This is a genomic window from Alteromonas sp. G4i35 (assembly GCF_054960375.1).
On sequence record NZ_JBHNZD010000013.1, the window covers coordinates 79,907 to 94,550 of the forward strand.

The 14,644-nt window shown below is 43.4% G+C and carries 10 protein-coding genes; 8 read left to right on the plus strand and 2 right to left on the minus strand.

The genetic code is table 11. The annotated features are described in order from the left end of the window. Positions 1-85: 85 nt before the first annotated feature. Positions 86-922, plus strand: coding sequence for a formyltransferase family protein (locus ACFI6L_RS10065; RefSeq protein ID WP_012516828.1), 837 nt, complete (start codon positions 86-88; stop codon positions 920-922). Positions 923-1,863: 941 nt separating this feature from the next. Here ACFI6L_RS10065 and ACFI6L_RS10070 read toward each other — a convergent pair. Together ACFI6L_RS10070 and ACFI6L_RS10075 are read right to left on the minus strand one after the other, a co-directional pair. After that, positions 1,864-3,270 (minus strand): heavy metal sensor histidine kinase, encoded by a 1,407-nt coding sequence (locus ACFI6L_RS10070; protein WP_462573919.1) that lies wholly within the window; start codon positions 3,268-3,270, stop codon positions 1,864-1,866. Next, positions 3,254-3,937, minus strand: coding sequence for a heavy metal response regulator transcription factor (locus tag ACFI6L_RS10075; RefSeq protein WP_012516830.1), 684 nt, complete (start codon positions 3,935-3,937; stop codon positions 3,254-3,256). Before ACFI6L_RS10075 ends, ACFI6L_RS10070 begins: the two co-directional genes overlap by 17 nt. Positions 3,938-4,684: 747 nt before the next feature. On the opposite strand from ACFI6L_RS10075, the gene ACFI6L_RS10080 reads away from it, so the two are divergent. From ACFI6L_RS10080 to ACFI6L_RS10110, 7 genes are read left to right on the plus strand one after another with little or no spacing between them, the layout of a single operon-like run. Continuing rightward, positions 4,685-5,194, plus strand: coding sequence for a DUF411 domain-containing protein (locus ACFI6L_RS10080; protein WP_049587499.1), 510 nt, complete (start codon positions 4,685-4,687; stop codon positions 5,192-5,194). Further along, entirely contained in the window at positions 5,194-6,558 is a 1,365-nt protein-coding gene (locus tag ACFI6L_RS10085; RefSeq protein ID WP_014996986.1) for a TolC family protein, read from the plus strand. Before ACFI6L_RS10080 ends, ACFI6L_RS10085 begins: the two co-directional genes overlap by 1 nt. Further along, positions 6,555-8,573 carry an efflux RND transporter periplasmic adaptor subunit gene (locus ACFI6L_RS10090; protein WP_014996987.1) on the plus strand — a complete coding sequence of 673 codons (2,019 nt, stop codon included), beginning with the start codon at positions 6,555-6,557 and terminating at the stop codon, positions 8,571-8,573. The genes ACFI6L_RS10085 and ACFI6L_RS10090 overlap by 4 nt, the downstream gene beginning before the upstream one ends. Beyond that, a complete protein-coding gene (locus ACFI6L_RS10095; protein ID WP_014996988.1) occupies positions 8,570-11,707 on the plus strand; it encodes an efflux RND transporter permease subunit in 3,138 nt (1,045 codons plus the stop codon). The genes ACFI6L_RS10090 and ACFI6L_RS10095 overlap by 4 nt, the downstream gene beginning before the upstream one ends. Further along, positions 11,707-12,399: a peptidase gene (locus ACFI6L_RS10100; RefSeq protein ID WP_014996989.1), complete on the plus strand. Its 693-nt coding sequence runs from the start codon at positions 11,707-11,709 to the stop codon at positions 12,397-12,399. Before ACFI6L_RS10095 ends, ACFI6L_RS10100 begins: the two co-directional genes overlap by 1 nt. 1 nt (position 12,400) lies before the next feature. After that, complete coding sequence (locus ACFI6L_RS10105; protein ID WP_462573920.1) at positions 12,401-14,239, plus strand: 2Fe-2S iron-sulfur cluster-binding protein; 1,839 nt, start codon at positions 12,401-12,403, stop codon at positions 14,237-14,239. Between the two features lie 11 nt (positions 14,240-14,250). Then, a complete protein-coding gene (locus ACFI6L_RS10110) occupies positions 14,251-14,643 on the plus strand; it encodes a copper resistance CopC family protein (RefSeq protein WP_014996991.1) in 393 nt (130 codons plus the stop codon). The last annotated feature ends 1 nt before the right edge of the window (position 14,644 follow it).

Below are 14,644 nucleotides of genomic sequence, written 5' to 3' on the forward strand. Positions count from 1 at the left end.
TGAAAGCACTTGTTAAATCATTTGCAATATTTAGTGTACTGCTAAGCAGCATGGCATTCGCTACTCTCAGAAGGTGCAAACATGTATGAAGATAGTTTATTTTGGAAGTGACTTATTCTCGAATTGTTTGTCACTTCTAATCAAAATTAGATTGAACATTGAGCTCGTTTTCATAAACGATGTTCAGGAAAATGCGAGCTTTATCAAACGAATTTGTCGTACACACAATATTGTTTATTCCACCGAACGCCCAAGTGTCGTGACTCTTAAAGAATATTTAAATGACGAGCAGACAGTCTTTGTTGTAGCAGATTACGGATACAAACTACCCATAAACGAAATAAAATATGCGATTAATATCCACCCATCTTTACTACCCAAAAGTAGAGGCCCAACCCCACTAACCTACATTATCGACAACCCTGAGAACGCGGGTGTTAGCATTCATAAACTTACTGAGAAACTTGATGCAGGTAGCATCCTAATCCAAGAGAAATTTGAGGTCGAAGACAATGAAACGATATCATCATTGATGGTCAAGTCTCAGTTACTCGCAGAAACTCTGTTAGAAGAATTACTCAATAACTTTAATGAGCTTTATAATAACGCCACACCTCAATTGGAAAAGCTAGCGTCATTCCAAAGTCTACCTCCAGTAAAAAGAAGGTTTGTAAATTGGGATCAAAACACCACTCAATTTAGTCATGCTCTTCGACAATACGGGCACTTTGGGATTCTTATTTCGTTAGATAACGCGTTATATATCGCAAATGATGTCGAAGTCACAACTTTCAGTCACGATTTCACGTGCGGTAGCGTAATCTTTGAGGATGCACTAATTAAAAGCATTGCTATAAATGATGGCTATGTTGTACTTTCTAAGCGTAGTTTAAGGCTATATGAATCAAGAGTACTAAACTAGTTGATTACGGCTTTAATATTTAAAGGCCCTACGCACTTTTTTGTGTTGTGTTGATCTGCGTCAAAGTAAGAATAACGGAATACCGCTACTATTTCCTTACTCACTGATGGAGTTTATTTGTGTCAGGCATTTATAAATGGTTTAAATTAGTACTAATAGCTGCGCTGCTTTCACAGCATGGCTTTGCTATGACGAACCCAATTATATGTGATGGTCACGACACATCAGAATCTCATATATCCTCAAATGATTCCTTATCAAACGTAGAACATACTAATTTAAATAATCACACACTTCATTCAGAAAAAGAACCAAGATGCACAGCACTGCGAAGGAAATGATCAATCGATATGCGCGTGCTGCATAGGTGCTTACTGTGCAACTTCTTTAACCCAATTTTTTGCTCCTGCGCAATCCGTTTTTTCGAAAAATAGCATTTTGGCTTTTTATAAACATACACAATAGCACTGATATTTGTGGCGTCACCGTCCGAGCGTGTGGGAAAATTTCAAACGATGCGAATGAAATAGTCCTAAGTGTGATTGGCCACAATGAGTCAATGATGACGACTATTATAGCAGCTGAAACAACACGACAGATGTGCGTTTTCCATCTGGCTCCAGGTGTTTTTTACAGTGAGCAGGTTATCATTCTTTATCCAATAATTGAGGAACTGAAAAATGAGTTTCCCAATTTGGTAGTGAGGCTCTAGGCTTGGTTTTTTCCGAAGGTATTAATCAACTTATTCCGAACTGTTAGATCAATCGTTGATACACACAAGTAAAGCCTATACCAGCAACTGTATTAAGATTAATGATGAAATGTCCAGTTTTATGAAGCAGGTGTTGGAAAGTGCAAACATGACAAATGAGGGGAAGTGGCCGATACATCAGCTTCAGAAAGTGACCACCTGTTTAGAGTCCAGGACGAAGTTTGATTGATTATTTGTGGAATGAAACAACAAATACGGTTAAGTTGTCATCTGAGCTAACCGTTAGTTTAGCTCCGTTCATGTGAAGCAATGAACGAGCGATAGTCAATCCTAAACCAACGCCTTGACCATGATTTTTTCGTGAAGGGTCTGCTCTAAAAAAGCGATCAAAAAGTCTCTGAAGATGGTCATCAGAGATTTTCGGGCCTGGATTTGAAACGGTAATTTTTGTATGTTCTTCGTTGGTAGATACTGCTACCTTAACAATCGCGTTTTCGAAGGAATATCGAATTGCGTTTGATAATAGATTACTCATAGCTTGTCGAAACATGGACTTATCGCAATCAATTGTGGCATCGGCCCCTCGGATGCGAATTTGAATTTGTCTTTCTTCTGCCAGTGGTTCAAAATACTCAACTAATTCTTGAAGCTCTGCCCGGCAATTTAGTCGCTCTAACTGTGGCTTGACGAGTCCATGTTCCGTTTTGGCTAGAAGTAACATGTCACTGACCATCTTGGTCATACGTTCGTATTCTTCCAAATTAGAATATAAAATTTCAACATATTCACTTTCAGTGCGCGGTTGATTCAGAATAACCTGCGTTTGAGTTGTCAGGTTTGTGACCGGTGTTCTCAATTCATGCGCAATGTCCGCAGAAAAATATGAAAGTTGCTCAAAGCCAGCTTCGAGTCGTTCAATCATAGCATTAAACGACCCCACTAATCCTGCGAGCTCGACCGGTACCTCTAAAGGATTTAGTCGGATATCGAGCTTGTCAGCAGTAATAGAACCTATTTTTCTACTCAGTTTCCGTAGCGGCGAGTGGCCTCGATACACAGCAAAACGTGCCACTATTATCGTGATCAAACCAGACACGAAAATAATGCCCCATAACGTCTTTTCAAAGTCTTCCATGTAATTCATGTGAAATTCCATGTTTGAGGCTACCACAACACGGTATGTAGACTTATTCTGACCAGTGCTGACGGTCACGAGAGCTTCAGTTGCTCGCAACATATGGGATCCATCAAAAAAAAGTGTCAACATATCAGGCGTTATGAGATCGTTGTCAAACAATTGACCGGGGTATTTGTGCAAGTCAACGCCTTTACTCGAAAATACGGATTCTCCATCTTCATTTTGCACAAGGTAATAGACTTCATGATGACCAGACACTGCTTCAACGAGGATACTCGAAGGTGCCACCTTTTCAGTGTATGCTTCGCTAAGCTTTCGTTTTACAGCATGGAATACCTCATTTAATTCATCAGCATCCTGTTCAGCAAAATGCGTTGCAATTGATTGTTGAACGATTAAGCTGATTATTGTAAGGCACAAAAATACGGTAATGCCAACAAGTATAGTGACTCTAAACGCAAGAGAGTTTGGCCGTTTTAGTTTATTCGTTACTATCATCTACACTCATTTTATAGCCCATCCCCCTGACAGTTTGAATTAGCTTTACAGGAAAGTCATCATCAATTTTTGCACGCAATCTTCGGATAGCGACATCAATGACATTCGTGTCACTGTCAAAATTCATGTCCCATACCTGAGAGGCGATCAAAGAACGGGGCAATACTTCACCTTGACGTCTGACCATTAGTTCAAGCAATGTAAACTCTTTAGTCGTCAGATTGATTACTTTGCCACCGCGCTTCGCAACGCGAGAAGGGATATCAAGCTCCAAATCTGCAATGTGTAACGTGTTGTTAGGGACAGAAGTCCCTCTCCTGATCAAGGTGCGCACTCTTGCGAGGAGTTCCGCGAAAGCAAACGGTTTAACCAAATAATCGTCTGCGCCTAACTCAAGTCCTTTGACTCTGTCATTAACGTGATCGCGAGCGGTTAAAAAAAGAACGGGTGTAAATTTACCAGACTCTCTCAATGAAGACAGGATTTTCCAACCTTCTATGTCGGGCAGCATTACATCGAGTACGATTAATTCATAATCACCAATCATCGATTTGTGGTGACCATCCAGGCCAGTCCTTACTAATTCTACAACAAAGCCGGATTCAATTAGCCCTTGTTTGATGTAATCGCCCGTTTTTACTTCGTCTTCGACTACAAGTATTTTCATGGTATGTGATTAACCTGCTGCATAGCTTTAATTCAATGGAGTAAGCCTGTTGAATACACCGCAATCGTAAAATGCTGTTAGTATACTAATAATAAAACGTATGCCAGCCACCAACAGAGTATTCAATATACTAATGAGCGCACCACATCGTAGCTCGAAGTCGCAAATATTCAACTAAAAATACACTTTCGCTATCAATATCGCTCATGATTACAAAATTGTAATGTCAAGGTAATCTGTCTGTCAGGGCCATTTGATATTCTCATTGCCGTAGCTAATCCGTGAAAACGCGTTTCATTAAAGGAGTCAGGTTTAAGTGAAACTTTCATTCGTCAAATACCTCGTTGTTATCGCTTTGTTGAGCGTGCAAGTAAGCGGGTCTTTCGCGAGTGTAGCTGTGCCATGTGCAAGCGATATGGTGCATGAAATAGATAACAGAATCGGTCATCACATGGACCACTCAACACATGATGTATCAGAGAATTGTTGCAATCAAGATTGCTGTTGTCCCATGGCTGCCTTTCAGCTCGGCATGTTGGCTGGGGCGAATCTCGAAACATCAAAACTGTTGAACACCCCAGTCCTAACCAGACAAGCAAGGCTGCATAAAGTCTTTATCGCTATACATTTACGCCCCCCAAAATACTCTCTCGTGTAATCAGGTTAGTCGATGTAAAGACTAACAGTTACTGCACGTGATGTTTCCATCGTGAAGCGTGCGAAATTCAATATATGTGAGAGTTGTTTATGAAAAAAAATATACCGTTTTGGGCTCTGGTTTCTGTAGTCCTCTTTTTAACGGCGTGCAGTGATGTCCTGCAAGCAAATAATGATGCAAAGTCTGCAACACAGGCCCCGAAAATTACATTGGATGTCTACAAAAGTAGAACATGTAGATGTTGTCAAAAATGGGTACGACATATTGAAGAACATGGTTTTGAAACAGATGTGACAAATGTCGCGCTAATGTCCAGAGTTAAAGATAAACATGGCATCGAACCCCAGTATCGCTCCTGCCATACTGCTCTTTCTCAGGACGGGTTTGTATTTGAGGGGCACATACCCGCAAAATACATCCAACAATTTTTAGAAAACCCTCCTGAAGGGGTTTTAGGGTTGAGCGTTCCAGCCATGCCAATTGGATCGCCGGGCATGGAAGTTGACGAACGATTCCAACCTTACCTTGTATTGCAACTCAATGTAGATGGTTCAGTTACGACCTTTGCTGAAGTCAACACCTATGAGGAGCAATTCTAATGAACCGGTTTTGTCTTTTTGTTTCTATTTGGGGAGCGTTCTCGTTCTCGATGGTCTCTCCCGCTATCGCGAATGAAAAATTAACGCTCAAACGTGCAGTAGAAATAGCGGTAGAAAATGATCCATGGCTCGTTAGCAGTGCACATCGTGAACGTGCCACATTGTCCAGTAGTGTCGTCGCCTCGAGCCTACCAGACCCCGTTGTCAACATCGGTTTAGCAAATGTACCCACTGATGGTTTTGCGTTTGATCAAGAGCCCATGACTCAGCTAAAAGTAGGTGTGTCACAGATGTTTCCTCGTGGTGATTCGTTAGCCATAAGGTCTCGTCAATTGCGGGAGCAAGCAGCAGAGCATCCCCTGATGAGAGCCGACCGAGTGGCCAAAGCACGCGTTCAAGTATCAAACTTATGGTTAGAAATATATCGGGCGCAGCAAAGTGTAAAGCTAATTGATGAAGATAAAGCGTTATTTGAACAGCTCAGCGATATCGCAAAGGCAAATTATTCAACTGCCTTTGGACGCGTAAATCAGCAAGATATCGTTCGTGCAAAGTTGGAATTAACAAGGTTGGAAGACCGACTTACTAAACTACGAGCATTAGAAGAAAGAGCCACAGGGAAGCTTCTAGAGTGGCTAGTTAGAGATCAAAATTATCCAAGTCAATCGGGATTTGATGCCTTTTCTCGATTAACGTTGCCGCATGCCCTACCTGAGATCAAAAACATGGGGCAGAATATGAGAACAATACTTGAGCGCAGAGATCAACAATCGCTTGCAATGGTTCTCAATCAACACCCTTTGATCCTCTCGATAGAGCAAAGAATTCGCGCCAGCCAAACCGGTATTGACCTTGCCAAAGAAAAATACAAGCCACAATGGGGGGTTAACGCTAGTTACGCCTACAGAGACGACACGCCCGACGGTACAAGTCGAGCAGATTTTTTATCGATGGGTGTAAGTTTCGATGTACCTCTTTTTACAGAAAACCGCCAAGACCAAGAGGTTTCGGCTGCCGTAAGCCTATCTGAAGCCATTAAAACCGACAAGCGCTTAGTCCTCAGAGAAATGATGTCATACATCCAGTCTTTATATGCGGAAAATGAGCGATTAATGGAGCGACAAGCGCTGTACGAACTCGAATTGTTAGAGCAAATGCAAGAGCAAGCTGAGGCATCGCTCAATGCTTATACCAACGACGAAGGAGACTTTGCTGAGGTAGTGCGTGCTCGTATTGCGGATCTTAATGCCAGAATTGACGCACTGGATATCAGTGTGGATTTGGTCAAAACAAAAATTCAACTCAATTATTACTTTGATACCAACGCAGGTATTCCTTTGTCTCAAATCGGAGAACAACAATGAGCACAATTAAAGCACTCGTCATAGGCGGGGTAGCAGGCGGTATTATGACTGCGTTGGCATTCACGTTTCTGATACCATCTTCATCATCCACCGCGAATAATGAGCAAAACGAAGAGAAGCAACCGTTGTATTGGGTTGCGCCGATGGACCCAAATTACCGCAGAGACGAACCAGGAAAGTCTCCGATGGGCATGGATCTCATTCCTGTCTACGAAGAAAGTTCAAGTGGTGATGCGGGCCCAGGAACAATTACTATAGCGCCAAATGTGGAGAACAATCTTGGTGTTCGAACTGCGAAAGTGCAGCGCCGCGCGCTGCATGTCCCTATTAGAACTGTCGGGTACGTTCAATACAACGAAGAAACATTAATCCATGTGCATCCTCGCGTTGAAGGCTGGATAGAAACACTGCATGTAAAAGCATCTGGAGAATATGTTAAAAAAGGGGAACCACTTTACTCTCTATACTCGCCTGAGTTAGTGAATGCACAAGAAGAATTGCTGCTTGCTATGCGCAGAAACAACAAAGATCTGATCGTAGCTGCTCGTTCTCGCTTAAATGCATTGCAAGTGCCTGAAGACGTCGTGGAGACGTTAACAAAAACAAAAAATGTTCAGCAAACCGTTACCTTTTCCGCGCCCCAAACCGGATTCGTAGATAATTTAAACATTCGAGAAGGTTTCTTTATAAAACCTGGCGTTACAGTCATGTCGATTGGTGCATTGGATGAGGTTTGGGTTGATGCAGAGGTATTTGAGCGACAAACCGCCCAAATAGTGGAAGGGCTGCCTGTTACTATGAAATTAGATTTCCTCCCCGGAAAGACGTGGCAAGGCGTTGTAGACTACGTCTACCCAACCCTTGAACAGAGTACCCGCACACTGCGTGTGCGTCTTCGCTTTGCTAATCAAGATTATACGTTAAAGCCGAACATGTTCGCTCAAGTGACTATCCACTCTGATATGGATTCGACCAACTTGATCGTGCCAACCGAAGCGGTTATTCGAACAGGCAATCAAAATCGCGTTGTATTGGCATTGGGAGATGGAAAATTTAAATCAGTTGCAATCAAAATTGGGCGAGTGGTTGACGAGTTTACAGAAGTACTTGAAGGACTGATCGATGGTGACAGCATTGTCACCTCCGCTCAATTTATGCTTGATTCAGAGAGCAGTATTAGCTCTGACTTTAAGCGAATGGAACCCCCTGAAGAAAGTCCAACATCGGTCTTCACAGAGGTGATGATCACAGACGTGATGCCTTCTCACAACATGATAACTGCAAAACATGGTCCAATTCCAGAATGGGATTGGCCGCCGATGACCATGGATTTTGTGGTAGCGGAGCATATCAATTTAGCAACGGTCAAAGGTGGTTCATCGGCACATATCGAGATCAGTAAGCAAACTGATGGTCAATATGTGGTGACAACCGTGCACATTATCGATTCAGCACAAAGTACACAGGCGACTATGTCTGAAAGCGTTTGGACTGAAGTCAAGATTAATTCTGTAATGGATGGGCATCGAATGATAAATGTCGATCATCCCGCTATAAAAGAGTGGGATTGGCCCGCGATGACGATGGATTTTAACGTGGCAGATAACATTACCTTGTCTGATTTGGCCTCTGGAACGCTTGCGCATATTGAAATTTCAAAATCCTCAAGTGGCGAATATCTTGTTTCTACCATTCATGTTGTTGAAGAGGCAAGTAGTGAAACAAGTACCGCTGTCGACGCTGTGTGGACTCAAGCAACGGTCAATGCAGTGATGAGTGCTAGCAACCAGTTAAGCCTTGAACATGACCCTATTGAGGCGTGGGATTGGCCTGCAATGACAATGGATTTTAACGTCGCTAATGAGGTTGATTTATCTGACATTACCGCTGGTATGCGACTGCACATCGAAATTACCAAAACCCAAGACGGTGCGTACGTTATTACCACAGTACATATACAAGCATCTGATAAAGGAACGATGGATAACAGCCAACATGAAGGAGCGCACGAATGATAGAAGCAGTCATACGTTGGTCGGTCTCAAACCGCTTCTTTGTTTTACTCGCAACCATCATCATAGTCGGTGGCGGTTTAGTTACAATGAAAAATACGCCAGTAGATGCGATCCCAGATTTATCCGATGTCCAAGTGATAATCAAAACGAGTTATCCTGGTCAAGCGCCACAAGTTGTAGAAGATCAGGTAACGTACCCGCTAACGACCGCCATGCTTTCCGTACCGGGTGCACAAACGGTTCGAGGTTATTCGTTTTTCGGTGACTCCTACGTTTATATCATTTTTGATGATGATACCGACTTATATTGGGCAAGAAGCAGGGTGCTTGAATATTTATCGCAAGTTGCCCCCAATCTACCTGAAAACGCCAGGCCGCAATTAGGTCCAGATGCCACAGGCGTTGGTTGGGTTTATCTGTATGCATTGGTCGACAGAACCGGCCAACACGATATTTCTCAATTACGCAGTTTGCAAGACTGGTTCTTGAAATTTGAGCTCCAAACTGTGCCTGGCGTGTCCGAAGTCTCGGCGCTAGGGGGTATGGTGAAACAGTATCAAGTGAAAGTAGATCCTGAAAAACTCCGCGCTTACGGTATACCGCTTTCTCATATTCAGATGGCAATAAAGCGAGGGAATCAAGAAGTTGGGGCCTCTGTAGTGGAGCTTGCAGAAGCTGAGTACATGGTTCGTGCTACGGGGTATATTTCTGATAAGAAGGATATCGAAACTATTCCTCTTGGCGTCAATGACAATGGCACACCGCTTTTAATAAGGGATATTGCCACTGTAGATATCGGTCCACAAATGCGCCGCGGTATAGCAGAGCTAAACGGCGAAGGGGAAACAGTCGGCGGTATTGTCGTGATGCGTTTTGGCGAGAATGCTCAAAAAACGATAGATGGCGTCAAAGCAAAACTAGAGGACTTAAAAAAAGGACTACCTGATGGCGTTGAGGTGGTCACTGTTTATGACCGTTCCGCATTAATTGAAAGGGCCGTTGATAACCTAGCTTCAAAACTATTAGAAGAGTTTATCGTAGTCGCTTTGGTATGTGTCGCCTTTCTTTTTCATGTTCGGTCGTCACTCGTCGCTATCATCAGTATTCCTGTTGGGATCATTACCGCGCTAATCGTTATGTATATGCAAGGTATCAATGCCAATATCATGTCGTTGGGCGGCATTGCTATTGCCATTGGCGCCATGAGTGATGGTGCGATCGTTATGATTGAAAATATGCACAAACACATGGAAAAGACGCCTCTTACCAAGGAAAATCGCTGGCAGGTTGTTATCGATTCTGCGGTCGAAGTTGGACCTGCGTTATTTTTCAGTTTGTTGATCATTACGGTTAGTTTTGTACCTGTTTTTACGCTTGAGGCCCAGGAAGGGAGGATGTTTTCCCCTCTTGCTTATACGAAAACATATGCAATGGCTGCATCAGCGGCACTTGCGATTACACTGGTCCCAGTCTTAATGGGGTATTTTGTACGTGGAAAGGTGTTGCCTGAACACAAAAACCCAGTCAACAAGTTTTTAACGTTTTTATACATACCGACGCTCAAGACAGTTTTGCGCTTTCCAAAGTCAACGATGGTCGCAGCATTGATTGTCTTGGCTATCGGGGTTTGGCCAATTGATAAAATTGGTAGTGAATTTATTCCCCCGCTTGACGAAGGCGATTTGATGTATATGCCGACCACCTATGCCGGCATATCAATCGGGAAGGCACGAGAGCTTCTTCAACAGACCAACAAATTAATAAAAACCGTACCAGAAGTAGAAACGGTATTTGGCAAAGTAGGGCGGGCGGATACGGCGACGGACCCCGCGCCACTGACCATGATTGAGACATTCATTCAATTGAAACCCAAAGAACAATGGCGAGAAGGGATGACCACGCAGGACCTTATTAAAGAGTTTGATGCAGTGGTCAATTTACCGGGCTTAACCAACGCATGGGTGATGCCAATAAAAACCCGAATTGACATGCTTGCCACAGGAATTAAAACCCCTGTTGGGATTAAAATTGGTGGTCCCGATCTAATGGAAATTCAAAAAATCGGCCAACAAATTGAGTCAATATTAACTGACGTCGATGGCACGGCTTCAGTGTATTCTGAACGCGTCGCTGGCGGTCGCTACTTGAAAGTCGACATTGATCGCGAAAAAGCCGCCCGATATGGGCTCAATATCGCTGATGTTCAGCAAATTGTCTCTAGTGCAATTGGCGGTGTTAACGTAACACAGAGTGTAGAAGGGCTGGAGCGCTATCCAGTAAATATTCGTTATCCGCAGTCATACCGAAGCTCTCCAGAGTCGCTTTCTTTGTTACCTGTAGTGACACCACAAGGAAAACGTATAGCCTTAGCTGATGTTGCTGACGTCTACATCGAAGACGGACCACCGGGTATCAAGAGTGAAAACGCGCGGCTCAATGGATGGGTGTATGTTGACATCGATGGTGTAGACATAGGCACGTATGTGGCTAACGCGCAGCAAGTTGTTGCTGAACAACTCGTTTTACCCGCCGGCTATTCAATTAATTGGTCTGGCCAATACGAGTATATGTTAAGGGCAAAGGAGAAGCTCACATACGTTGTGCCTTTGACGCTCGCTATCATCGTTATTCTATTGTACCTCAACTTCCGAAACTTCATTGAAGTAGCCATTATTATGGGAACGTTGCCATTGTCGATGGTTGGTAGCATATGGCTTATGTACATCGAAGGCTTTAATTTCTCCGTGGCCGTGGGCGTAGGTTTCATTGCTCTGGCCGGTGTCGCTGTAGAAATCGGAGTCATTATGCTTGTATATCTTAATCATGAATATCAGGCACTGATGGATAAATGCAAAGAAGAGGGTACCTTACCGAGCGTCAACATGTTGACCGAGGCAGTACTGCACGGTGCAGGATTGCGTGTTCGTCCCGTCATGATGACAACGGCCACTATCATCTTTGGATTGCTGCCGGTGTTATATGGCTCTGGTACGGGGTCCGAAGTCATGAGTCGTATTGCGGCGCCGATGGTGGGGGGAATGGTTAGTGCGATTATTCTGACACTACTCATATTACCTGCCATTTATTTAATGTGGCGCAAACAACAGCTCAAGAACCTGGCTGTCGTTGCGTAATGAAAGTACCTGTTCGCCGTTCACATCGTTGGCTTATGCTGCTTGTCGGCGGGCAGGTGTTGTTTTGGTCGTTAAGCGGCCTTTACATGGTCTGGTTTGATATCCACTACATTCACGGTGACCATTTTATTGAGTCGCCTGCGCCATTGGAAAGCAATGCGACGACGCGCGTTGAATTTAATGACATTATTAATATGTATCCGGGGGCGAGTTCCATTTTACTTAGCTCTGAGCGAGGTCGGCTCATTTATCAGGTTGTTGATAATGACCAAATAAAACGTGTTGACAGTATCACAGGTAATGAGCTAAAGCCCGTCAATCCTGTTCTCGCGGGTGCAATCGCTGCTTCTCAACTACGTAACGGCTACCCGGTAGAAAGTGTAGAATTGTTGTCGTCAGAAAATCACGTAGTGGGAGGGCGCGGCCGACCACTATGGGAAGTTAAATTTGAGGGCATGCTCGCTCCAGTCGTTTATGTTAGCCGATATACCGGAAACATAGAATATGTGCGACACCTTCCTTGGCATATTTTTGACGTGTTTTGGCGTATTCATATTATGGACTACCAAGACGGTGAAGACGTAGCCAATACCCTCCTTATTACCATCTCATCGTTAAGCTTGTTGGGTGTTTTTTTCGGCATTTATTTATTGCCAGGATCAATAAAAAATCCTAAGAGGAAATGTCTTTAGCATGTTTAGTCGTTTCTTGCATAAATACCTCGCACTGATAGTGGCTGTACAATTACTGATTTGGTTGTCTACTGGATTGTTGTTAGGGCAAATGCACTCAGCCCCGACCATAGAAAAGCGCGTAGAGAACGGTGTGGATTTGTCAGAGAACGATGAAGAACTAATGACGATCAAACAGCTTCTAGCGTTGTCACCAAATGCGATTTCAATAGAGCTTGTTAATCTCTTAGGGAAATCAGTCTATAGAGTCATGACAGAATATTCTAAGCATGAACAAGAGAAAACATATGAACTATACGATGCGGTAACAGGAGAGCAGTTTAACTTAAATGAAGTTGACATTCGCCGGCTTGTAACCAGTAAATTTCAATTCACTTCGCCAATCACGAACGTGTCTCTTGTGCAGCCTCCATTCTCTGAACTACCCAAAGAGAAATCACCGCTTTGGAAAGTAGCGGTGTTTGATGAGTTCAGCACTCATATATATTTACGTGCTTCATCGGGAGATATCGTAGCGGTGCTCAATGAAAATAGTGAATGGACTTCACTGTTAATGATGCTGCATTTCATGGACTATCAAAATGCAGGGTCATTTAATCATTGGTGGATAAAGCTTTTTGCACTGCTTACTTTGGTGATGAGTATCACAGGTGTGACGTGGTTGTTGCAAATCATGATGACTAAACCTGCCGTACCAGGAACACAAAGAACGAAAAAGTGGCTCACTGTCATCGATGACAAAGAGGCTGAACATCGCATCGAAGGCAGAGTAACTGATAATCTGTTGTCAATTTTACAGCGAAATAAAATATCGATTGAATCGCAATGTGGTGGCAGCGGAACGTGTGGTCGTTGTCGTGTAGTGATCAAGCCAACGGACCCAGTCTTGACTGCAGATCGCTACCAATTATCAACAGATCAGCTAAAAGCAGGCTATCGGCTAGCCTGTCAGCGCGTGGTTGGCCAAACAAGCATAGTGCGTGTAGACACAAATACTTTACTTCAAACGATATCTGCAGAGTTGGTCAATAACGAGTTTTTGACACCTTTTATTAAAGAGTTGAAATTCAAATATCATTCCCCTGAGACATTCGTGTTTCGACCTGGTTGTTATTTCAAGTTTTCGATATCTAAAGGTAAAACTCGAGGATGCCCTCCTGACTTGCCTAGACGTTTCCGCCGATTTTGGCCTTACAGCGAAAGATCAAGTTTTTTTCACCCGAGTGTCACCCGTTACTACTCAGTTGCAAACCGCTGTGAAGGGGCAGGCTACCTTACTTTTAATATCAAAATGCAACCAGCGCCTTCCTCCATGCTGAAACCAGGGATCGGTTCGCATGTATTGGGTAATCTCGGTATTGGCAGTGTGTTAGAGATTGAGGGGCCCTATGGCGGCTTTTCATTGCCACATGATTTTCATAAAAAAGAGTTTGTGTTAATCGGCGGCGGTTCAGGTATAGCACCACTTAAATCAATGATAGATGAGCTTCTGTTCGGATTGCAGGTAACACAATCAGTAGTGCTTTTTTATGGCGCTCGTCACCCAATAGATTTGGCCAATCACAACTGGTTTAAGGATATAGAAACCACACTCACAAACTTTAGCTATTGTCCCGTGGTGTCTAGGGCCTCGAATATATGGTTTGGAGCGACGGGACATGTCCAGTTACCACTTCGCTCGTTTCTAGAAGCGCATCATGCAAAAGATCAATGTTTGTTTTTTTTATGTGGGCCCAGCGCGATGATGAAAGACGTTAAAGACATGTTGATCGACTATTCCATTGACCCAAATGCCATCACTGTTGAAGCATTTGCGTCATCCACAACCCATCAAGTCTAAGGAGACTCTGAATGAAACTACTCTTTTCAATGCTCATGATAGCCTTAAGTTTTTCAACTTTTGCTCACACAACACTCAAGACATCTACGCCTAAGGATAATGCAATGTTGATGTCATCTCCACCTGAACTATCATTGGTTTTTACCAAGCCTGTAAGGTTGGCTAGAGTCACATTGCAATCGAAAAGTGGGGAAACCATTCCGTTTGAGTTTAAGCCAAGTACGGAACTCGCTAGTGCCTTTAGTTACGAATTACCCGGATTACCAGTAGATACATACACTGTCAATTGGATGTTGCTAGGTCAGGACGGTCACAAAATGGAAGGGGCTTTTAGTTTTATGGTGCATGCTTCAATGATGAAACATAACGACAAAAAGCACGACAGCACGCACGGCAACCATTAGA